Source organism: Peribacillus sp. NPDC076916 (genome assembly GCF_050269675.1).
Lineage (GTDB): Bacteria > Bacillota > Bacilli > Bacillales > DSM-1321 > Peribacillus > Peribacillus aracenensis.
Window position 1 is genome coordinate 40,937 of sequence record NZ_JBNNIU010000014.1, and the last position, 22,379, is coordinate 63,315.

21 protein-coding genes and 1 riboswitch are annotated in these 22,379 nt (G+C 41.8%); of the genes, 9 read left to right on the forward strand and 12 right to left on the reverse strand.

What is annotated here, in order from left to right; genetic code table 11:
- Window positions 1-124: 124 nt before the first annotated feature.
- From ACQKFG_RS24290 to ACQKFG_RS24310, 5 genes are all read right to left on the reverse strand, one after another.
- On the reverse strand, window positions 125-1,147 hold the full coding sequence (locus ACQKFG_RS24290; RefSeq protein WP_192207673.1) for an ADP-ribosylglycohydrolase family protein: 1,023 nt from the start codon (window positions 1,145-1,147) through the stop codon (window positions 125-127).
- 9 nt (window positions 1,148-1,156) lie between these two features.
- The gene (locus tag ACQKFG_RS24295; RefSeq protein ID WP_427563584.1) at window positions 1,157-3,310 is read right to left on the reverse strand and encodes an ADP-ribosyltransferase; all 2,154 of its coding nucleotides are present in this window, start codon (window positions 3,308-3,310) and stop codon (window positions 1,157-1,159) included.
- On the reverse strand, window positions 3,307-3,597 hold the full coding sequence (locus tag ACQKFG_RS24300) for a YwqI/YxiC family protein (protein WP_192207671.1): 291 nt from the start codon (window positions 3,595-3,597) through the stop codon (window positions 3,307-3,309). Before ACQKFG_RS24300 ends, ACQKFG_RS24295 begins: the two co-directional genes overlap by 4 nt.
- Window positions 3,597-4,022, reverse strand: coding sequence for a YwqH-like family protein (locus tag ACQKFG_RS24305; RefSeq protein ID WP_342614974.1), 426 nt, complete (start codon window positions 4,020-4,022; stop codon window positions 3,597-3,599). Before ACQKFG_RS24305 ends, ACQKFG_RS24300 begins: the two co-directional genes overlap by 1 nt.
- 234 nt (window positions 4,023-4,256) lie before the next feature.
- Window positions 4,257-5,660, reverse strand: coding sequence for a M28 family peptidase (locus ACQKFG_RS24310; protein ID WP_192207669.1), 1,404 nt, complete (start codon window positions 5,658-5,660; stop codon window positions 4,257-4,259).
- Between the two features lie 271 nt (window positions 5,661-5,931).
- Here ACQKFG_RS24310 and ACQKFG_RS24315 point away from each other — a divergent pair, with 271 nt between their 5' ends.
- From ACQKFG_RS24315 to ACQKFG_RS24325, 3 genes are read left to right on the forward strand one after another with little or no spacing between them, the layout of a single operon-like run.
- Window positions 5,932-7,080: an iron-containing alcohol dehydrogenase gene (locus ACQKFG_RS24315; RefSeq protein ID WP_192207668.1), complete on the forward strand. Its 1,149-nt coding sequence runs from the start codon at window positions 5,932-5,934 to the stop codon at window positions 7,078-7,080.
- A gap of 12 nt (window positions 7,081-7,092) precedes the next feature.
- Window positions 7,093-8,709 (forward strand): GAF domain-containing sensor histidine kinase, encoded by a 1,617-nt coding sequence (locus ACQKFG_RS24320; RefSeq protein ID WP_427563587.1) that lies wholly within the window; start codon window positions 7,093-7,095, stop codon window positions 8,707-8,709.
- 4 nt (window positions 8,710-8,713) lie between these two features.
- Entirely contained in the window at window positions 8,714-10,144 is a 1,431-nt protein-coding gene (locus ACQKFG_RS24325; RefSeq protein WP_427563589.1) for a sigma-54-dependent transcriptional regulator, read from the forward strand.
- Between the two features lie 43 nt (window positions 10,145-10,187).
- On the opposite strand, the gene adhP is transcribed toward ACQKFG_RS24325, so the two are convergent.
- Window positions 10,188-11,201, reverse strand: a complete 1,014-nt coding sequence (adhP, locus tag ACQKFG_RS24330) for an alcohol dehydrogenase AdhP (protein ID WP_427563647.1) — start codon at window positions 11,199-11,201, stop codon at window positions 10,188-10,190.
- Between the two features lie 290 nt (window positions 11,202-11,491).
- Here adhP and ACQKFG_RS24335 point away from each other — a divergent pair, with 290 nt between their 5' ends.
- On the forward strand, window positions 11,492-11,788 hold the full coding sequence (locus ACQKFG_RS24335; RefSeq protein ID WP_349730485.1) for a DUF3892 domain-containing protein: 297 nt from the start codon (window positions 11,492-11,494) through the stop codon (window positions 11,786-11,788).
- A 76-nt stretch (window positions 11,789-11,864) separates the two neighbouring features.
- Here ACQKFG_RS24335 and ACQKFG_RS24340 read toward each other — a convergent pair whose 3' ends face one another.
- Window positions 11,865-12,677: a hypothetical protein gene (locus ACQKFG_RS24340; protein WP_349730486.1), complete on the reverse strand. Its 813-nt coding sequence runs from the start codon at window positions 12,675-12,677 to the stop codon at window positions 11,865-11,867.
- Between the two features lie 130 nt (window positions 12,678-12,807).
- Window positions 12,808-13,329 carry a YbaK/EbsC family protein gene (locus ACQKFG_RS24345; RefSeq protein WP_427563592.1) on the reverse strand — a complete coding sequence of 174 codons (522 nt, stop codon included), beginning with the start codon at window positions 13,327-13,329 and terminating at the stop codon, window positions 12,808-12,810.
- 170 nt (window positions 13,330-13,499) lie between these two features.
- Window positions 13,500-13,544, forward strand: a riboswitch (PreQ1 riboswitch).
- 6 nt (window positions 13,545-13,550) lie between these two features.
- On the opposite strand from ACQKFG_RS24345, the gene ACQKFG_RS24350 reads away from it, so the two are divergent.
- The 3 genes from ACQKFG_RS24350 (at window position 13,551) to ACQKFG_RS24360 (ending at window position 16,561) form a co-directional block, all read left to right on the forward strand.
- Window positions 13,551-14,036, forward strand: coding sequence for a QueT transporter family protein (locus ACQKFG_RS24350; protein ID WP_076372803.1), 486 nt, complete (start codon window positions 13,551-13,553; stop codon window positions 14,034-14,036).
- Between the two features lie 121 nt (window positions 14,037-14,157).
- Window positions 14,158-14,814 (forward strand): TVP38/TMEM64 family protein, encoded by a 657-nt coding sequence (locus ACQKFG_RS24355; RefSeq protein ID WP_427563594.1) that lies wholly within the window; start codon window positions 14,158-14,160, stop codon window positions 14,812-14,814.
- A gap of 115 nt (window positions 14,815-14,929) precedes the next feature.
- Window positions 14,930-16,561 (forward strand): PAS domain S-box protein, encoded by a 1,632-nt coding sequence (locus ACQKFG_RS24360; protein ID WP_349730489.1) that lies wholly within the window; start codon window positions 14,930-14,932, stop codon window positions 16,559-16,561.
- A 53-nt stretch (window positions 16,562-16,614) separates the two neighbouring features.
- On the opposite strand, the gene ACQKFG_RS24365 is transcribed toward ACQKFG_RS24360, so the two are convergent.
- Both ACQKFG_RS24365 and ACQKFG_RS24370 read right to left on the reverse strand, forming a co-directional pair.
- Window positions 16,615-17,571, reverse strand: a complete 957-nt coding sequence (locus tag ACQKFG_RS24365) for a cadherin-like beta sandwich domain-containing protein (protein ID WP_427563597.1) — start codon at window positions 17,569-17,571, stop codon at window positions 16,615-16,617.
- Between the two features lie 44 nt (window positions 17,572-17,615).
- Entirely contained in the window at window positions 17,616-17,834 is a 219-nt protein-coding gene (locus ACQKFG_RS24370; protein WP_427563599.1) for a cadherin-like beta sandwich domain-containing protein, read from the reverse strand.
- Window positions 17,835-18,159: 325 nt separating this feature from the next.
- On the opposite strand from ACQKFG_RS24370, the gene ACQKFG_RS24375 reads away from it, so the two are divergent.
- On the forward strand, window positions 18,160-19,794 hold the full coding sequence (locus tag ACQKFG_RS24375; RefSeq protein ID WP_427563601.1) for a copper resistance protein CopC: 1,635 nt from the start codon (window positions 18,160-18,162) through the stop codon (window positions 19,792-19,794).
- A gap of 16 nt (window positions 19,795-19,810) precedes the next feature.
- Window positions 19,811-20,473, forward strand: a complete 663-nt coding sequence (locus tag ACQKFG_RS24380) for a YcnI family protein (RefSeq protein ID WP_427563603.1) — start codon at window positions 19,811-19,813, stop codon at window positions 20,471-20,473.
- 48 nt (window positions 20,474-20,521) lie between these two features.
- On the opposite strand, the gene ACQKFG_RS24385 is transcribed toward ACQKFG_RS24380, so the two are convergent.
- Together ACQKFG_RS24385 and ACQKFG_RS24390 are read right to left on the reverse strand one after the other, a co-directional pair.
- Complete coding sequence (locus ACQKFG_RS24385) at window positions 20,522-21,520, reverse strand: S8 family peptidase (RefSeq protein WP_427563605.1); 999 nt, start codon at window positions 21,518-21,520, stop codon at window positions 20,522-20,524.
- 319 nt (window positions 21,521-21,839) lie between these two features.
- A complete protein-coding gene (locus ACQKFG_RS24390) occupies window positions 21,840-22,346 on the reverse strand; it encodes an SEC-C metal-binding domain-containing protein (RefSeq protein ID WP_427563607.1) in 507 nt (168 codons plus the stop codon).
- Between the last annotated feature and the right edge of the window lie 33 nt (window positions 22,347-22,379).

Sequence of the window (22,379 nt, forward strand, 5' to 3'; positions counted from 1 at the left end):
CCATTCTCCATCACCCAAATTCAAACTGCTTCGCTACCCGTTTAACATAGCATAAACTGGACTCTAGACATAAAAACCCCCTATAAAGGACTTTTATAGGGGGCTTTTATATGGGTGATTTACATCAATCTCCATACTCTTCTTTAATTGCTTTATCTGCACAAAAACTATGGAATTGATTAATTAATTCATCGATATCTTCTTTTCTTTTGATTTTCTCAAGCCATTCTTTAGGAATGTCGTTCATTTTATAGTACATACCTGCCATTGTGCCTGTAATGGCACCTACTGTATCCGTATCATCCCCTAGATTCACTGCTTTTAAAACGGCTTCGCTAAATGAATCTGAATTTCCTAAACACCAAATGGCTGCTTCTAACGTATGCACGACATAACCATCTGACTGAATTTCTTCTTGTGGTAATGAAAAGAAATCTTCCTCAAAAATTCTTGAATAAGATTGCAGCTCTTTTTGGTATATATGATCTTTATCAAAATTCTCATCAAAAAGTTTTTTTGTTTGTCTTATTGCATCTTCAGGAGAATTATTATAATAAAGTCTAAGTAAAAACTCGACATAAATAATGGAACCTACCACAGAACGCGGATGTGCATGGGTTACTTCCGTATACTTTTTAATGGTTTGGATTTTTTCAATGAAATTAAAGTTATTAATAAGGATAAATGCTACTGGAGCAATCCTCATCAACGCCCCATTCCCATTATCAAACATTGCATTTCCGCCACATTCTTGCGCTGGCGTTCCATTTTTAAACTTGGTTATGGCTTCACTGGTCGTTCTGCCAATATCGAACATTTCATGATGTGGTGTCCAATAACCAGATTCCATATACTGAACGAATTTTTGCATTAGCTCCGCTGAATCGCTTTTTTCAATTAAGTTTTCAATTAAACATAAAGTTAACGAAGTATCATCCGACCAGGTACCTGGCGGCTGATTATAGGTTCCATATCCCGTTATATCATTAATAGTGAATGTCCCTCTTTTTTTAAATTCAACTGGAACACCAAGCATGTCTCCGATAATACCGCCATACATACTCGGTAATACTCTTTTCTTAATAGCTAAACTCATAAAAATCTTGTTATCTTCTTCCCATCTGTCTACCATTCTTCTGCCTGCCATTCTTTACACCTACTTTTTGTTTAAGTCTAATACAAGATGCAGCTTACCATACGCATCCTCATTGGCATCTTTGATAAGTAATTCTTGACCAGCATTTAGAAGTAACTCGGCCTCATCAGGAAATTCACTAATTTTCCCAACGTAAGCAGCGTTCGCTCCTTTTGGAACATTTATAGTCCAAGAAACCTGTTTATAATCAAATGATGACTCTTTTACAATCGCAGTACTCACAAATGCTTCATCCTTAAAAGTCTTTCCTATTAACGAACCCAAATCTATATTACCATGGTCGTCTATTTTTAAAATACTTTCTAATGGCGTGAGGTCAGTTCCTCTAAAAATCTGCATATCATGTGGAACTGCTGCTTTATTCAGGCCACTTTTAATATCATCAATAACCTGCTTATCTATTCCATATAAAGAATTTTCAATTCCTCTCAAATATTTATTAATATATTGATAATCATTTCCAGTGTATTGTTTAATTGCTGCCTTTTCGCTTTCGGTCAAAGAATCTAACCACTTAGCGTAGTACGCTTCTCCCCATTCATGAGCTTCGGCTATATTACTAATTGTAGGGGTTGCTTCACTGGCCCCACCTCTAACACTAAATTTCTGTACGAGCTCCTTCACTTTTACTGAATCAGTTTCAAGTCCAACCATATTATGCCCAGCAGGTTGAAGGGATGGTCTGAGAACAGGCATTTTGATTTCACCAATTGTCCGTCCAGCCACTTTCCCATGAGATACAGCAATTTCCTTAAAGTTTTTTGTTTCATTGGTAATAAAACGGCCGGTTGTTTTCGCAACATTCCCAGTGGCTTTACCCACCTTTATCACATTTTCATATGTGGCTTTGCCGATACCGTTGATGATGGCTTGAACCTTCTGAACCTGCTTTTGCGCAAATTCCTTGCTGTAAGGGACGAGCTTTGTACCACTCGCTACTTTATCAGCGATTTTAGCCGCACCTGCCACGCCACCGATTCCAAGTGCCATCAACAGCCCGTTCTGGCGCTGTTCCTCGGTTAGCTGGTTGCCGAACATGTCTTTGCCGGCGACGGCCTCAAAGAGGCCGTTGGCGGCGAGGAGTCCGTATATCCCGTATTCGGTTTTCTGGAGGAGGCTAAAGCCTTTTGTCGTTTTATAGGCATCGAGCGCGTGGTTCGCTGCGTTGAGTCCTTTGGCGGTCTTGTAGATGGCGCTGCCACCCTTGATGGCTCGGCCGGCCCAGCCGACGACGGGGATGAATCCAGCGGCGGCCATGGCGCCGGCGGCGATTCGTTCAGCATCAGACAGCTTGCGGCCCGTTACTGGATCGACTCCGGTTGAGGCCCTGATAGAATCATAATATCCCGTGAATTCCCCTGTAAAGGTCTTTGTCGTATCCCAGGCTTTTTCGTACCATGGGCGGTTTTCGAGTTCTTCCATTTCTTGTTCGATTTTCCGGGCTTCGGCCTGCTGCTTTTTGAAGGTCTGATAGTCTTTCATCTGACTGGCTACTTCATCCTTCACTTGATAGACGTCACTATTCTTAAATGCCGATTGGTTAAAGGTTATCGGTGAAACGGTGCCGTCCTGTTTGGTGGCGTCAAGTAAGGCGCGGAAGAGGCCAACGGCCACGTTTTCCTGCCCGACGGACACATCATATTCCTCGACCAATTGCCGGTCGACATTCTCGACCTTTGTCACGGTGTCATCCATCCTCTGTCCGGCCAGCGTGATTTTCTCATTAAAGTCCTTTTGATCGAACCTATCAAGAGGCAGGATATCGTCAATGCTTTCGAGGATTCTTTGAAGATCGTTCGCTTGTTCATCGACAAGCGACTTCGCTTGGTTAATGCCGTTCGAGACTTCCCCATCTAAAAAGGGAACCTCGACCACCGTATTTCCGGAGAGGTCCGCCTCTTCCAGGCTGGCCGGAATGCCTTCCAAAAAACTGATCTGGGTCGTGAATAGCTCCATCCAGGCGTCCGCCACCTCGATTTGCGCTTCATAGAAGCTTTTGATTTCAGTGGCACCGGCTCCTTGAAACTCGTTATCCAAGCCGACGATGCCCTGAAATTCCTTTTTCAGGGCTGCGACTTCCTTCTTTAGTTCTTCATATTGCTTGGCGCGCGACTTGGTTGCGGCCGTCAATGTCTTGGCTTCATATATTTTCATCGCGTAGGATACCCATGTGAAGACACATGGGCGATGGCTTCATCCTGTTCTTTTAATAAGTCAATGTTTGCACGGGTATCTTCCACATTTTTCTGGACGATTTTGATATATTGCTCGAAGACCTTTTCCAGGTTCGTTTCCCGGTCGATCCATTTCGAGGTGAATTCCAATTTATTGCTGCCAAGCTCGCCGGCCGGCAAATTTCCGAGCGTGACTGTACCAAGTGCCGTCTTCACCTGATCGACTTGCTTCGTTACGGCAGGATGATTCAGTTTGATTGTCGTCATTAAAACAACCACCCTTTTAAATAAGATATTTTACTTTCCAATTTATCTATGACGGCTTCCCCTTTACCTAAAAGTACATCGGCTTCATGGGCTATGGTGCCTGCAGCACTCAGAGCCTTTTTTTCTATATTAAGCATCATGATTTTACCGTCGATTTTCTCTTGATAGTCGTCATAATCATCATGAATGATCGTTGTCATTGCCTTGTATGCATCACTGCGGGCATCTTGAAAGTCTTCTGCACGGTTTCCCGTCCAGCTTTTACCCAAGTCCGGATTTTTAATTTTGGCAATTTCCCCCAGACAAGCATTCTGTTCGTCTTTGATTTGTCTTTTTGCCTGCTCCAAACGATTGATTTTTTCATTCACATCGGACATTTTACTGGAGAGGGCAGAGTGAATTTCACTCAATGAATTTGCATACACTTAAAAAATCACCTCAAACATACTATTCTCATTATGTAGACTGTCATATTTTTCATATTTTTCATTATAAGGATTATAGTCTTAGAGTTAAATAGGGATAAATAAGCTATTTATGCTAGGTGTTTAGAGAATCTTCCCCATGGACACCATTTCCAGATTAGACCTTTTACCCCTGTTTTCCATTTTTAAATATAAAAAGAGAGTGCAGGCTGCACCCTCTAAATATTTACTGCATTATTTGAATTCCTTTTCGTCAAATAATTGCGGTACTTTCACCTTTTTCCCTTTTTTATGATTTGGATCAGGTTTTTTAGCTTCGATTTTAGCTTGGTCATAGACAGCGGTGCCGACAATTTCGGCAACATCTTGAAGCTTTTCTTTTGAGATTTTATCAATGGTATCATCAGGAGTATGATACCAAGGTTCTGATGGACTGTGGATGAATAAAGCAGCGGGAATCCCGGCTTCAGCAAACGATACATGGTCACTTCGCCCGCCTTGTCCATATGGAGTCGGCTCTCCATTCAGTCTTGTACTTGATGCCTGGGCCAGATCGGTTACAAGGTTCATTTCTCCATCATTAGTCAAAATGACCAAATCCCCGGCATCCCTGCTTCCCACCATATCCAGATTGAAGTTGGCAATGGTTCGCTTGATATCATCATCAGAGAGATTGTTCACATAATGCCGTGAACCTAGCAATCCATTTTCCTCGGCCCCAAAGGTGACGAAGCGAATTTCCGTATCTGTAGGAAGATTCTTCAGAACACGTGCAAGTTCAAGGGTGACGGATGTTCCTGATGCATCATCATTCGCTCCGGGTGCCCCTGCTACGGAATCATGATGTCCAGTAATATAAATGATATCGCTCTTTTTTGCTTTATTGTTCTTTGTTGCTTTTTTCGTTGCCACTACATTATAAGAGGTCTTTTCTCCGGAATAGGCTCCTTCGATTTTTAATGATGCTGTCAATTTAACTCCGGCATTCAATTTTTCCAGCAGGGCTTCTCCATCCTTTTTGGTTATCGTGACAGATGGAATATACTTGTCATTGTCCTCTCCGAGTGTCCCGTTTAATTCCCCATCTGCATTATTAAATAGGATGACTCCCGCTGCCCCTTTTTCTGCTGCATTCAATACTTTCTCTGCAAAAGTGAGGCTCCCTCTTTGTATAAGGGCAATCTTCCCTGAAACGTCGGTTTCCTCCAGCTCTTCTTTCGTTCCTAAACCGGCATATACCAATTCACCGGATAGGTCCCCATTAACAGAATAGGTTAAATGGTTCGCTTGGATTTCCCCATCAAATCCGGCAACGGACAGTTCGACCAGATTTGGGTCTGTATAAGATAAAAAATTGAACTCTTCGATATCGGCATTATAGCCATAAGATTTGAATTGCTTTTTGATGAATTGGACGGCTTTATACTCAGAATCGGTACCGGCGACCCGAGGTGTTTGTGAGAGGTATTCAATATTCTTGTAGATTCGATCGGCATCGATTTTTTTAATGACTTGCTTGTCCGTGGATGGAGCAGATAGCACCGGCGATGGATGTGGCGTTGCTAAAGCGGTAGTTGTCCCGGCTGTCCCGAGTGTCAATGCTGCGATTAAGGTTACCGATAGAAATTGTTTTTTCATAGATTGCCTCCCAGTTTAATAGATTTCACCTTCATTTTACAATATATAGAAAATACCAACTAGGTAGGTTTATCCCTATTCATACATGTCTAAAGTAACAAATTTACAAATTTAAGAAATTAACAGGAGGTTTGACTCGTGCCAAAAGTTTCTTATCATTCGATATTTTGTCAGATTATATAAAAATACCTGGAATCCAAACAGGATTTTCGCTCTTTTTCGGGAAAATAATACAGAAGAAATAGAATTTTCACAGGGAGAAGGCGCAAAGATGTCGATAACTAAATTCGTGATGCCGGAAGTGATTTTTGGAAAAGGTTCGATTGAACAAGCTGGCGAGGCCTGCTTGCGTTTGGGTGCCAAAAAGGCCTTGATTGTCAGCGACTCAGGGGTGGCCAATGCTGGCTGGTTAGATATAGTCATTACATCCTGCCAAGATGCAGGCCTTGCTTTTGCTACCTTCATAGAAATGACGACCAATCCTAAGGATAGGGAGATCGAAGCCGGCTGTTTGGCATTTAAAGAACAAGAATGTGATGCCATCATTGGTTTGGGAGGAGGCAGTGCTTTGGATGTCGCCAAAGGGGTTGCACTTTTAGTAACGAATGGCGGCATCATCAGTGATTATGAAGGTGTTGATAAAGTCCACTCACCCCTCCCGCCCATGGTGATGATCATGACCACTGCAGGATCGGGTTCGGAAGTATCTCAGTTTTCAGTGATCGTCGATTCATTCCGCGAGAAAAAAATGACGATCATTTCAAAATCACTCGTCCCCGATATTGCAATAGTCGACCCTGGTACCTTAACCACCTTGGGACCGGATTTGACCGCAGCTACAGGAATGGATGTTTTAACCCACGCCATTGAATCCTATGTTTCAATCGCAGCGACGCCTTTGACAGATGTACAAGCCAAAAACGCGCTTTCCATCGTTTCCCGCCACTTACGCCCCTCTGTTGCATCCAGGCATAATGAGGAAGCAAAAAAAGCGATGGCGATGGCAAGCCTTCAGGCTGGACTGGCTTTTTCAAACGCCATTTTGGGAGCTGCCCATGCCATTTCACATGCCTTAGGCGGCAAATACCTCCTTCCGCATGGTGAAATCAATGCGATACTCCTTCCCCATGTCATGGATTTCAATCGAATTGCCTCACCAAGGCGATTCAGCGAGATTGCAGAAATCATGGGCATCGATACACGGACATTGACCGAGCAGCAAGCAGGAATGGCAGCCATACACTTCGTAAGGGAATTATCCCAGGATATAGGGGCTCCCAAGAGTTTAAGTGATGTCGGCATTACGAAAGAAATGATAGACCCCATAGGGATGACCGCTCTTGAGGATGCCTGCATGATCACCAATCCTCGTGATATGTCATTAGAACAGATTAATCAGCTGCTTCTTACAGCCCTTTAAGAGGTGAAAAGCATGAACAAAATTGAATTGATAGACTTAATGACAGGTGTTAAATCTTCAAAGAAAACGTATTACACGGAACTTAAGAAAACCGTGGATCAACTGAAGAAGAAGAATATGCAGCTTGAAATCATGAATGACATCACTAAAAATATGAATATGGACATCGACATCCAAGAGATTCTCCGAAATGTTATCACAAAACTTAGGCAGCTCATTACCTTCGATGACAGTCATTTTGTCATATTGTATGAGGAAGAACCTTCCCTTCTTCATATCTGCCCTAATGGTCACTGTGAACTTGAAATGGATGCCAAAAATTTGTTACACCCTTTTCAGGATTTCTCGTCTGCCTTGAAAGAAAAACTGCCCATTGAGGTGGAAGTTAAACAGTTACCGGACTTCCGAGAAAAGGAACGTCTATTATCCCTTGAGATCGAATCACTTCTATTGGTCCCTTTATACGGAAAAAGTAAAAAAATCGGAATTTGGACTTTTGGCAGGAAGAAAAAGAAAACATGGCATAAAGATGAACTCGAATTTCTTGAGCAACTATCCAATCAGCTTGCGTTAACTTTGGAGAATGCCCAGCTTTATAAGGAAGTTCTTCATTCCAAACAGGAGTGGGAGGATACATTCAAGGCAGTCGAAGACATGATCATCGTCTTTGATCAAAAAGGAGCGGTCTATCAATCCAATGATTCAGCCAGGGACTTTTCTGACCAGATTCCTTTAATTGAAAAATCCCAAAATCTGATTCAAGATACCTTTTCATGTAATAAGCCAGGATTTCAGGAAATTCTCCTTCAGCATGATACCATCCTGGAAATGCATGCCTACCCGATTCAGAATAAGGAACATCAAGTATATGGGGTCATTGCTTATTATAAAAATGTCACCGAAAGAAGACAGATGGAAGTCCAGCTATTACACGCCGGTAAACTTGGGGCGATCGGTGAAATGGCAGCTGGGATTGCCCATGAATTGAATAGCCCATTAACGGCCATTCTTGGTAACTCGCAAATTTTATTACGTAAAACCCCACAGGATAATCTGGATCATATGCTGTTAAACGATATTAAGGTTTGCGGAGATCGATGCAGGCAAATAGTGAAAAGCCTGCTTACCTTTTCAAGGCAAGATGAGTATAGATTCCACTATTACTCTATTAACGAAGCCATTAACCAGGTTTTGAACCTTTTGAAGTTCCAACTTGGGAAGAAGCTGATATCCCTCCATCTTACCCTTCAGGAAGACCTTCCTTACATAAAGGGCAGCCAGCCGCAGATAGAACAGATCATCATCAACTTGCTATTGAATGCCAAGGACGCATTGGATGAGTCCACCCAAACGGAAAAATCGATTGCGATCACTACCTATACAGATAACAAGTTCATGGTGGTTCGGGTGACTGATAACGGAACCGGGATTGAAAAAGAACGCCTGCCCTTCATATTCCATCCCTTCCATACAACTAAAGACCGTGAAAAAGGTACCGGTTTGGGGCTGTCTGTAAGCCTTGGCATCGCCAAAGACCATGGTGGTTATATCGACGTTTTGAGCACACCAGGACAAGGAAGCACTTTTTTCCTGAGGCTTCCCTTACAAGCAGAACAGGAAAGGGGATGATAATGTGGTCCATTTACTTGTGGTAGACGATGAGAAAGAGGTTGGGACTTTTCTTTCCCGCCTTTTTACGATGAAAGGTTATCTCGTACAAGTTGTGAATAGTGGGAAGGATTTTCATGAAATAGATTGGAATCAGCAGCGTTTTGATGTCGCAATGATAGACCTGAAACTTCCGGATTGTGATGGACTTTCCCTCCTGCAGCATCTAAAACAGCTGCAGCCGCGTTGCAAGGTACTGATCATGACCGGATACAGCACCGTCAAGACCGCTGTTGATGCAATGAAACTTGGCGCGAGTGATTATATGGAAAAACCCTTTGTGGATATTGAAGTACTGGAAAGGCAGATTGACAACCTTTTAAATGAAAATGAAGATTTGAATCAGCATTTCATCCATAAACTGGCTGAGGATTCAGGACTCATTGTCGGCGAAAGTCCTTTAATGAAGAATTTGATTGAAACGGCTTTCAAGGTCGCCCAAAAATCCGTAAATGTATTAATCGAAGGAGAAACCGGAAGCGGTAAAGAAGTGCTTTCACGCTTCATTCACATTGCCAGCCCCCGAAACCATGAACCTTTTATCGGCATCAATTGTGGAGCGATCTCTGAATCCCTGCTTGAGAGCGAATTATTCGGTCATGAAAAGGGCGCTTTCACCGGAGCGACCCAGCTGCGAAAGGGTTTTTTCGAAATTGCCGGGAACGGGACGCTTTTTCTTGATGAAATTGCGGATGCGAGTCCCGCCATCCAGGTCAAATTGCTTCGAGTTTTGGAAACGAGGGAATTCATGCGGGTTGGCAGCAGCGGGACATTACGGACGAACGCCCGGTTAGTGGCAGCCTCCAACGAAAACTTACAGCAGGCAGTGGACAAAAATAAATTCCGGGAAGACCTATTTTACCGGCTGAACGTCGTGACTCTCGATATCCCGCCTTTAAGGAACCGAAAAGAGGATATTCCCTTGCTTGTCCGTCACTTGATTGAGAGGAATGGTCATGGAGATATCTCTTTTTCCAATGAGGCCATTGAAAAATTACAGCAATACAACTGGCCAGGCAACATACGCGAACTATCTAATGCCGTCATGCGAACATTAACTCTCGCAGACCATAAGTCGGTAATATCCGCCAATGATATCTCTCTCACTAACAGCCAGATCACGCCTGACAAAAACGTGTCCACTAATGGGACTCAGTCAACTGAAAACCTTCTTGAAGAATGGCGAAAAAGGCTAGTGGCCGACTTTAATGAAAAGGAGGAACTGATGCTTGAAGAAATACTTACGGAAATCAAACAGCTTCAATCCACAATTGGAAAGGAGCTCGTCATGCAGGCACTGCAAAAAACTTACGGCAACCGGAATGAGGCAGCCAAACGCTTGCAGATATCCATACGGAAATTACGTTATATATTAAATGAGAAGAACCAGACATAATAAAAAGGAGGATGCCCCGTTCCGGGGACATCCTCCTCTGTTCCTATTCTAGCGTCAATACGATGCGTCCGTTGATTTCCCCCTTTTCCATCATTGAAAACACATCATTTATTTCATCAAGTTTCCTCGTCTCTATATTCGTTCTGACTTTACCCTCAGCCGCAAATTGAACGGCTTCCTGTAAATCTTTTCTCGTACCGACGATTGACCCTTTTACAGTTACCCCATTTAGCACTGTATCAAAAATCGGGATTGGGAGTTCATCATTCGGCAATCCGACTACGACAAGTGTCCCGCCCCTCTTGACTGAACTGTAAGCCTGTTCGAAAGCTTTTTTCGTGACCGCTACAGAAATGGATGCCTGCACACCGCCAACTTTATCCTTTATAGCCCGAACAGGATCGGTCTTAAGCCCATTAACCGTATAATCCGCCCCAAGTTCAGTTGCCAGATCCAGCTTATCATCTTGAATATCGACAGCAATTACATTAAAGCCCATCGCTTTTGCGTATTGCAGAGCAACATGTCCCAATCCGCCAATTCCATAAACCGCTACCCAATCGCCTGGTTTTGCTTCTGACACCTTTAGCGCTTTATAAGTCGTTACACCTGCACAGAAAATTGGTGAAATCTCCGCAAAGTCAAGCCCTTCAGGAACCTTCACCACATATTTGGCGGGTGCTTTACAATATTCCGCATACCCTCCGTCCACGGAATAGCCTGCATTCAATTGATCCAAGCAAAGCGTTTCCCTTCCGGTCAGACAATATTCACAATCGCCACAGGCCGAATAAAGCCATGGGATCCCAACACGGTCACCTACTTTCAAGGAAGTTACGCCTTCTGCCACCTTTTCTATAATGCCCACACCCTCATGTCCGGGGATAAGCGGAAGCTTGGGTTTTACCGGCCAATCACCATGTACCGCATGCAAATCGGTATGACATACGCCACAGGCTTTAATTTTCACTAATATCTCACCATATTCCAACTCGGGGATGGGAACTTCTTTAATCTCAAGTTTTTGGTTAAATTCATTGACGACCGCCGCTTTCATTGTCTTGACCTTTTGTTTTTCATTTACAGTGCTTGCCCCTTGTTTTACATTCATGATTCATTTTCCTCCCTTAATCCAGTGGATATTATTTCTTGCTACTACTTACACCTGCTACTTACACAAGATGCAAGTGCCATGCCACTGCAAAAAGGCAAAAAAGACAGCATTCACTTTAATAAAGTGCCGAAAAATCGGCCCATTTGGACGAATTAACGGCTTAAGTTGGACGAAATCCGGTTTGTATATTGCAGAAAAAATGGCTCACCCTATAAATAGGAGGTGTCTAAAACATGGACCAATTTGAAAAAGCTTATGAATCATATAAACAGCAGGGAACACCGCAAGCAAACCAAGCTGATTTAGCAGGAAAAGAAGAAATCATCGCTGTAAGGAAAAATGAAGAGGACAACATTATCGCCATCAAGACGAACTCCGGCCGCGAACTCGACTACCCCACAGCCCTTTCGGAAGCCAAAGCAGGCAACCTGGCCAATGTTGACGTCTTTCATAAATATGGACGTGACATATTGCGAAGTGAGCCCGATGGGATAAAAGAAAATAATCTGGATCAACTGCCGGAGTTTTAAGGGGGAGACTGCCTGATATGGGCAGTTTTTTCTATTTGGATGCGCTAAAAAAGAACCAGCATGATTAGCTGGATCCTTATGTTTCATACTGATAGGATTCAGAGATTTCGAGCAGTCGGCCACAGGACTCGACAACCTCGATGATTTCCATCCATGACATGTCCAGACCCAATTCATTAGCATGGGAAATCTTATCCCGTAATTTCCGTATGCCATTTGCATCCTTCTTCCCTTTACTTTTCGAAGGGATTTGGAAGAAGCGCATCAAATCTTTATCTTTATGTATGATATCGAATTTATCACTGATTTGCAGGCACTCTATTATATTGATATCCTCATTTTTATCGATTCTCCTTCTATATAATTCGGTTGCCTTTTCTAAACGGTCTTCGCTGATCATTGGATACCAGCTGCCATCGCCGAATCTATCCTGGATGATATCGCTCATCCTCATTTCCAATAAGGTAATGTATCCGAATATCAGCATCCTGATCGGAGGCTTTTGAAGGTCGGCATGGGTAATCAACTTTTTAATCGAATTATTCTCTAATACGAACACCCTTGTTTTATTCTTAAAAATCTGGAGAAGCTGGATCAAAGGGGTTGAATCCGAAACCATTTCCCTTGGCGAAAAGTTTCTCAAATATTCGGAAATAGTTCCTTCACCTAGTTCTTGCCTTTCGATATAACCGATGATTTCCCCTTGATCTTGGACTGCCAATATATCAAAATTCTTTTTTTCCAATGCTTTCTGAATATCCAGTGCCAGATCATTTTTATGGCAAAACTCAAGCTCCTGGGCAATGCTCTTAACCGTTATATTTTCTTCATAAAGAGTTTTAAGACTAAGATAGCTACTATTGCTTTTTCTTTCGCTTCCATTTAACATCTTTCAACCTCCGCTTAGGAACACTTTCTGCCCGTTTTCCGCTTTAATCATAGAAAATGTATGCAGCCGCCACTAAAATAAAGTCCACCGTAGTGGACTCAATACCATTCATGTGGATTTTTTGAAACCATCAATGGCCATCAACTGCATTGCCTACTGCCGTTTCCTCATTCCCCTTCTCTTCCCAACCTTTGCATACATCCACCCAATCCTCCGCACCTGAATATTCAAATAATTCAGCGGGTTTAAGTTCTATTGCAGAGTTCGCACTGCCGCAAGCCGGGAACAATGTATCAAAGCGTTTCATCGATACATCAAGAAAAACAGCTAGATCATTTGCCAGACCAAACGGGCAAACTCCTCCGATGGCATGGCCGGTCTGTGCAAGCACTTCTTCAGGTGAAAGCATACGTGCCTTGAAACCGAACGTCTGACGAAATTTCTTATTATCCACTTTCGCGTCCCCTGCGGCAACAACCAAAATGGCATTTTCACCTTCTCCCTTAAAGGAAAGAGTCTTAGCAATCCGCGCTGGGATAACACCGATGGTTTCCGCTGCTTCAATCACCGTAGCACTCGATGTTTCGAACTCCATTACATCGCCTTCCCGATCCCATTGTTTAAAATGGCTTTTGACACTCTCGATCGACATCCTATATTCACTCCTTTGAAGTACATATTGAAATAATATCATCCATCATTGCAATAAATCAAAATCCAATTGAGCTACTTCCCCTGCTTGGAAACTTATAAATTAAAACCATTCTTTACAAATTGACGAAACAAGCTTACATGGGATACTATTAAACATCGGGCAAACGCCTAAACGTGGTTCGTAACCATCCCACGATAAAAAACTAGGGAGAGAGTAAAATGAATGTTCGTACACTCGTAATAAGCGGGTTATTGGCTGCCTTGTATGTGGCGGTCTCATTGGTGTTCCAACCAATATCATTTCAGATGTTCCAATTTCGTGTACCGGAAATATTGAATCATCTGATTGTATTCAATAAAAAGTATATCTACGGTATCGTCGGCGGAGTCTTCATATCGAATCTGCTCTTTTCGCCGATGGTGCCATATGACTTGATTTTCGGGGTGGGGCAATCTCTGCTCGCCTTATTGCTTGTCATTTTTGTTTCTCGGTTCATAAAAGGCATTAAAGGACGGATGATCGCCACGATTATCTTTTTCACGTTCACAATGTTTTTAATTGCAATTGAGCTGAATCTTGCCCTGGGCTTCCCATTCTGGTTAAGCTGGATGACCACGGCTGTCGGTGAATTCGTTGTCCTCTTGATTGGAGCGCCAATCATTTATGGAATGAACAAAAGAATTCAGTTTGAAAAGTGGCTTTAATGGAATCTTCGTGTCGTGAACCCACTATAATGGAAAGAGCTGTCTGCAATGATGCGGCAGCTCTTTTTTTCACCAATGAACTCGAAAATGATAAACTACTAGTAAGAATGGTGGTGGCCCTTTGAAAAAAATCCTGACCATGATCGGTCTATTGGTAATCGCAATATTTATTTTCTATAATGCAGAGTTATTCACTTTGGTTTGGAAAAGTGATCTGGATTCTGTTATTGGCATTTTGAAGGAAAACCTTTTGCTTACATTTATTGTGACATTCGTATTGATGTTTGTACAAAATTCTTTTACAATCATCCCCTTAATTTTGCTCCTGACCATCAATGTCACGATATTCGGATTCATATATGGATATCTATGGAGTTGGTTTACAAGCGTTGTTGCCTCAGGTTTCATTTTTTATGCAGCAAGAAACTGGTTTCAGGAGCTTCTCATACAGAAAATTAGCGAAAAATGGCAAGAAACTGTTGTCGAGCATGGCTTCATGTACGTTTTTACAGGCAGGATTTTCCCTTTGATCCCAACAAGCTTAATTAACTTGGTAGCTGGTGTCAGCACCGTCACTTTCAAGGATTTTTTATTAGCGACGGCACTTGGTAACCTTATTTACTTTTTCTTCCTTTCACTCATTCCATATGGACTGTTATCTGTTGAAATGAACCAATATACACTAGCAGCACTTGCACTCGTCCTCTTACTATTTTTCATTATCTATAAGCGTGCAAAAAAGAAAAAGAAACAAACCTTTTTCAGAAAAAACAGGTGACCACTTTGGCCCCTGTTTTTTTATTTAGGATTCTGCATATATTTTTTTCCGATAGTTTGTTAAAATGTGTATGTAATTTTACCTTAGAAATGTCTTAAAATCAGGGAGAATCTCCATGTCCAAACGCTCCATCTTAGCAATATATATCCTATCCGGGATTCTTACACTAGTCGTGTTCGACTATTTTTTAACTACAAATATCCAAAACAAAGAGGTCTTCATTCAACTTCAAAGAGCGGAAGGATTTGTTTTCCTTTTATCAATAGGCTTGGTTTTATATCTTTATTTAGCTAAAAGGGAAGAATTCAAGCAATTAAAAGAAGCGGAGCAACGTCGGCGTACACTCATCAATTCAATGGTGGATTTCGTTAATTTCAAGGATGGTGATGGCCGTTGGCTTGAATCCAATACCTTCGGCCTGCAATTATTTCAATTGGAGCATGTAGACTATAAGGGAAAAAGAGACAGTGAGCTCGCGGAATACTCAGAATTTTATAAAGAGTCGTTGATCTACTGTGAAGTATCCGATGAAGAAACTTGGGTAAAAGGGGAAATCACAAGGTGTGAGGAAATCGTCCCTCTTCCCGATGGCAATCACAAGACCTTTGATACGATCAAAGTTCCGCTGTTCAATGAGGATGGTTCACGAAAAGGCCTAGTCGTCATCGGCAGGGATATTTCTGAAAGAGTAGTCGCGGAGAATCAATTATTCGATAGTGAACAACGCTATAAATCATTGTTTGAACACAACCCTTATCCGATGCTGATGCTTGATTTAAACGGAATGATCACGACCGTTAATCCAAGGTTTGAAACGGTAACAGGCTTTCAACAAGAAGAAATACATGGAGCCTCATTCATTAATTTGAACTTCTCAGCAGAAGACGCGGAATTGATCCGTACATCTTGCCAATATGTCCTGGAAAACCAAAAGGGGATAAAAAAAGGGAAAGATATAGAATTCCTGACGAAGTACGGGAAGTCCATCTTACTTTCTTGTTCGTTTGTCCCGATGATGGTTGGAGAGGATTTAGTAGGAATCATTACTTATGCTAAAGAAGTCACTCAAATTCGGGAAACCGAAGCACGCTTAAGAAGAACTGAAAAATTATCGATAGTCGGCGAACTTGCCGCAAGTGTGGCCCACGAGGTACGAAACCCGCTGACTTCTTTAAAAGGTTTCGTCCAGTTGCTTAAAAAGAGCGACCATCCCTATGAACAATACTACACGATCATGTTAAGTGAATTGGACCGGATCAATCTTATTGTAAGCGAGTTACTCGTTCTGGCAAAACCACAGGAACTTCCATTCAGCAAACATCAAATCATCGACCTGATGAATGATGTCAAAACCTTGTTGAAACCAGAGGCGGACTCGTACCCCACCCAAATATCAATTTCTGTTAAAAACGAAATACCGCTTCTATTATGTGAGGGAAACCAATTAAAACAAGTATTCATAAACATGCTCAAGAATTCAATGGAGGCATCTGCCGATCACATTTGGATTGATTTTGAACGCATCGACAATAACCTTTCCATTACCATCAAAGATAATGGAAGCGGAATTGAAAAAAAACGGATAAAGCATCTTGGCGAACCTTTCTATTCTTCTAAAGAAAAAGGAACCGGATTAGGACTGACAGTCAGTTGCCGAATCATTGAGGCGCATCGGGGAAAGGTCCGCTTTAACAGCGAACTAAACCATGGAACCGAGGTCCAAATCATTTTGCCCATAAAAATATAAATCCGAGGACAAGCCTAAACCTTGTCCTTTTTTTGCAAGATTCAGACCCATCCCTATTTAATCAAGGAGGTGAAGAAATCCTTTATATTCCCAAAGAATGACCCGGTCCCAACAGCTTGTTTGCGATCAATTTGGCCTCCAGTATTATTGTATGTATCTCCCTCCGGCTTGCCGGCTGTACTCATCTGTGTTGCCCCAACTCCCACCTCTTTTGTTATGACATCATCCACGGTTTCTTCCTCATCCATTTCCACATCCATATCCTTTTCGAAAACAAGGACGTAAGTACGACGCTCCCCATCCTTTGAAACGGTAACGGAAATGGCCGTTTTCGGTTTATCCTTGATCTTCACTTTTTTACTGCTCTCACCATCGTATTCAATCGTTGTTCCGCCGGCATTTGTCGTTGCATTCATTTCGACTGAAAAAATATCATGATCGACCTCGATATGATTGGTATGCTCATTAGATTCAAAAGCTTTGTTCCATACTCCTGATGATACAGTCAGATTGTTTAACACTGGTGCATTATTGCCCTCATCACCTAAGGAATCTGCTGACGTTACCTTCTCTATAGAATCCGTTTTCGCTCTTTCTGTTGAAATGCTTTCAAGTTGCTGTGCTTGGCTGACAGCACTGCTTGGTTTTAGATTATTGGAGGATTCCGTTGGTGTTACAGATGATTTATTTCCCTTATCGGAGGAAGGTTGAGTTTTACCCGTTCCTGTTGAGGGCTCCTGTTGAACTTCACCCGCTTTAGGTACAGTATTCGATGCTTCTTTTTCCTTGGCTGCCGCCCGTGTAATCGTAAGCGTATAGGTTTTTTCATCTCCATTTTCTGCTGTAACGATAATCTTCACCTTTGTCTTACCGATTGGAAGGGTAACCTTTACACCTGCATTGGTTGCATCCTTTCCATTCACCTTTACAATTGCGGTACTGTCATTCAATGTCGGAGTTACCGTAATGGACTGGACTTCATTTTCGACAGAAGCGTTATAAGCTGCCACTTTAGATTCGAATGTTATTAAGCCTTCTGATAATCCAATTGATGTTAAAAGGTTATCATCACTTTCAAGTCTTTCGACCTTGAGCTATAGACAACCGTTTCATTTTGCCCATCGCTGACGGTGATTTCAAACGTGTTCATGCCAGTTTGAAGCTGTAAGTCCTTCACCTTCCCCTCTGTCATTTTGACACCAGTCACGTATATGGCTGCATTCTCATTAGGACTTGCTGCAAGTAAGTTGATCTTTCCCACATCATTCCCCACTGCCGAACTTTATTCGTGTACATCTTCTGAAAATTTTTGATCCAGTGCTATATCCTCTATTTCCAGCTTTGAAAGGCTATTTACCGTTTGTTCCTCTTTTTGAATGACGGAAGAGGATGCCTATTAATGTTTTGCAAAAAGGAATTCCAAACCAATATTTATGGCTATAATGGAGGAAGGAAGGCAAATCTAAACTTATTGTTATCACTTTTCTAGCGAACCTTTCAAACCGCCTTTAGATAACTAATTTATTTTCACTGTTTTTTCACATTTTCCTTTTATAATGAGCTTACATGATCTGATGAAAGGATGATGGCACACCAAGATGAAAAAATATTTATGGCTCGTAGTCAGCCTATTCAGTTTGCTTTTATACCCGGCAATGGCTTTTGGTCATGCTACGGTAATAAGCTCTAATCCTAGCCCGAATGAAGCGATGGATACCCTTCCTGAAAAGATCAGCATTCAATTCAGCGAGAATATTCAACCATCTTTCCATTCACTTGAGGTATTCAGCCAAGGCGGGGACAAAGTCAAAATTCATGACAGTACAATCTCGGAACAAAGTGAAAAAATACTGGAAGCTAAGTGGAAGGGCACTATCGACGAAGGGATTTATTACATTAAATGGAGAGTGGTTTCAAGTGATGGACATCCCATTGAAGGAACAATTCCCTTTCAATTCGGAGATTCAGCGGGCCTTTCAGACCAAGAAAATCCCGAAGTGAATGCAAGTTTTCCGAATTCCATCAATGTTATCCTTCAAAGTCTTCAATACATATGCTTCGCTGCACTTACTGGAATCCTTTTTTTCAGATTATCGTTAATGAAGGATCCTCGACTTTTTGAAGCAAGCAGAAGAACACGACTATACCTTTGGCTTTCATATGCAGGTTTAGCCTTTTCCATCTTCTTAAATCTACCTTTAAAAGTTACGATTGACGCCGGCGTAGGTTGGACGGATGCATTTAAATTGAGTTATATAAAAGAAGTATTGAATGCTACAAACTTTGGAGCGGTCTGGATCATTGAAGTACTAATATTGCTTCTTCTATTTTTAGTGATTTATTTCATGCTCGAGAACTCCCTGAATAAATCATTGCCTTTCTTTTCTTTCATCATAATGGCCAGCTTGATGATTTGTAAGGCTTTAACTGGACATACAGCTGCTGTTCCTAATCAGGTTCTGGCCGTTTTGATGGATTTCCTTCATCTGTTGTCCATGGCTTTATGGCTCGGCGGCCTTATGGCCATATTAGTGATTTTACCTGGGCTTGCTGATCGGCAGGCAGTCCAAGAAGATAAGAAAATATTTTACTGGTCAATCATTCAAAGGTTTTCCAGATGGGCATTTCTGTTTGTAATCATACTGATTGTTAGCGGGATATATAGCAGTTTACAGCATGTTCCGACTATCCATTCATTGTTCTACACAACATATGGACAATTGTTACTGGCGAAAATCATTCTCATGTTAGTCATGATCGTTTTAGGAGGCTTCCATTTTCTCAGAGGGAAAAAGCAAACGAGAAAACTTGGTTATAGTGTAGGAATGGAGTTTGGTTTAGGAATCGTCATACTTCTCATTGCAGCTCTACTGACAAATGTCCAAACTGCCATGTCTTCTCCCGGGCCCATTGAAAAGACGTTACGGACTGAAGAAAATAATGAGGTTACATTAATGGTGACTCCCAATGAAGTCGGGGATAACGTGATTCAAGTAAACTTATCCAATGAAGGCAAACCCATTGCTGAAATAGAGCAGCTTACAATCACTATGCAGCCATTAGATACGCCACGCGGTGAAATAACACTGCAAATGAAGGAGAAAAACACAGGTACATTTACATCCAAGTCTTTATTAACCATGCCAGGAAAGTGGAATATCCATGTTCACGGATTAACTGAAGGCCTGGATTCAATTGATGCTGATTTTATAATTTTCATAGGGAATTCATAACAGGAGGTTTATATTAATGAAAAACATTTCAAAACTACTTATTTTCACATTTGCTGCATTATTCATTTTTTCCGGTTCAGCATATGCTCACGTTACAGTCAAGCCTAGTTCATCTGCACCTGAGGCGTGGGAAACTTATACACTCAAAGTACCAGTAGAGAAAGAAACTGCCACTACAAAGGTAACTTTAAAAGTACCTGAAGGGGTTACTTTTGAAAGCTATCAACCTGTACCGGGGTGGAAAGTAACAACAGAAGGTGACAAAGATGGGCATGTAAAAACGGTAACTTGGACAGCAACTGATGAAGGAATAGCTGCTGGACAATTCCAGCAATTCTCTTTCGTAGCACAAAATCCAAAAGAAGAAACGAAAGTTGCCTGGGATGCATTTCAATATTACGAAGATGGTGAAATTGTTGAATGGAGCGGTGATGAAGGCTCAGACCTACCGCATTCTGTAACGGAGATTACAGTTGCGCCCAAGGCTGATGCAGAACCAGCGGACCATGGTCACAAAGATGAGGCTGAAACTAATGATTCCACGGCAACTGACAATTCAAAGGATTCGGCAACAACAGAAGGTGATGGCAATCAAACGCTGATCATCACTCTGGCTGTCATTTCACTAATCCTGTCAATTGTAGCACTTTTTGCAGCTCTAAGGAAAACTAAAAAATAATCATTATGGAAGGTGCCCCAAGAATTCTTGAGGCACCTTTTTTCCCTTCTAATATTCCATGACCACCGATTTACTCGGTAACTTAAGGTTTTCTGATTCTATGGTAATCTTAATCGATTTTTCAGCTCTTTGGTCCGCTATCGTTAGGTTAAGCAATCCATTTCCCTGTGCTTTTTTGCTTATACCCAGATCTTCCGTACTTTTCACAAGCTGTGCATATAATTCCGCTTCAGTTAAATTGCGGTCAAATTCCTTTTCAGCAATCACTTTCAAGAGGGCTGCTGCACCGCTTACATGAGGCGTAGCCATTGACGTTCCGCTCAACCGGGCAAATTTATTTCCTGGATACGTAGAAAGAATATCGACACCTGGCGCCACCAAGTCAATTTCATCATTTGTATTCGAAAAATCCGCTAAATTTCTGCTTAAATCCACAGCTCCGACTTCCACTACCTCGGGATATGCTCCTGGATAATCCAATTCATCCGTTTCATGACGCCCATCACCACTATTTCCAGCTGCGCAAACAACAAGGATATCATTCTGAAGGGCTTTTTGAATGAGTTTGTGTTCAGCCTCATCCGGAGGACCGCCAAGTGAAAGTGAAATAACCGAAACCTTTTCTTCATTAGGTCCCCGCCAATTGATTGCATACTCTAGAGCTCCATTAATCCAGGCTATATCACCTTGCCCTTGACCATTTAAGGCCTTTAACGCTAATATGCTCGCTTTCGGGGCCATTCCCACTACACCAGTATTATTGACGGCAGCCACAATCGTACCGCTAACATGTGTCCCATGTCCATTATCATCTTGATAATCCCCGGTATTGGTAAAATCCTTCCCACCAATAATTCTTTCTTTGAGGTCTGGATGTCCCTTGTCAATACCTGTATCGATGACGGCAACTATCACGCCCTCACCATAATTGCTTTTCTCCCAAATTGCCGGGGCCTTCACAAGCTCGACACCCTCAGGAATCTTCTCTTTCACCGTTTCCATTACTTCAAGAACTTTGTAAGGTATTAATCTTTTTTCTCTTGTCATTTGATTACCCCTTCCTTCGTTCAATAAGTTAAACTGCCATCAGTGTGGGGATATTCATCCCGTCTGGTTGCCGTCTACCGTTGAAAGAGATGAGATCAAAAAACTCTTCTCTCTTATATATACCAGATTTATGAAAATAAAAAAGAAGTTTTTGGAAAATTCCATCTAAATAACTACTTTTTATTTCTTTTTGTGTTATTATCTGGTACTCTCATTATAGAACAAACGTTCGAGAAATGCCATATTTTTTTATTCATTACTCAATTTTTTCCCAAATAAAAAAGAAGCGACCCCAAATCGAGTCAGCTTCCATGAGATGTTAAGCTGCGCCGCAGCATTTTTTGAATTTTTTCCCGCTTCCGCATGGGCATGGTTCGTTTCTGCCAATGACCGGCTCTGCATGAACATGCGGCATTTTAGCTGCCTTTGCACTTTCCATGATGATTTGCGTGCCTTTTTCCTTCATTTGCTGATAACGCTGTTTAAATAACTCCATAACATCTTTACTGTATTTTAACGTATCTTCCGCAATATCCATCGCCTTTTGCTTGGAAATATTATAATCCTCAAGGACAAATTGATTATCCCCGAAAGAAACCCTCACTCCAAAATGCTGTCCTGCCTGTTTATTTGCTTTAAGCTCCTCAACGAATTCAAGGTATACTTCCTGGCAATCACAAGTCTGGTGCATACAATAATAATCATATATCCAATACGTTTTATCTTCGTACTTACTCTTTAAAGCAATTCCATCCTCCACGCCAAAAACATCCAAATATTTTATCGCTTTTCCATCAAGTATCTCAAATGGATCAATCGTTCTCATCTATAGACACATCCTAATTCATCAAAATTTATT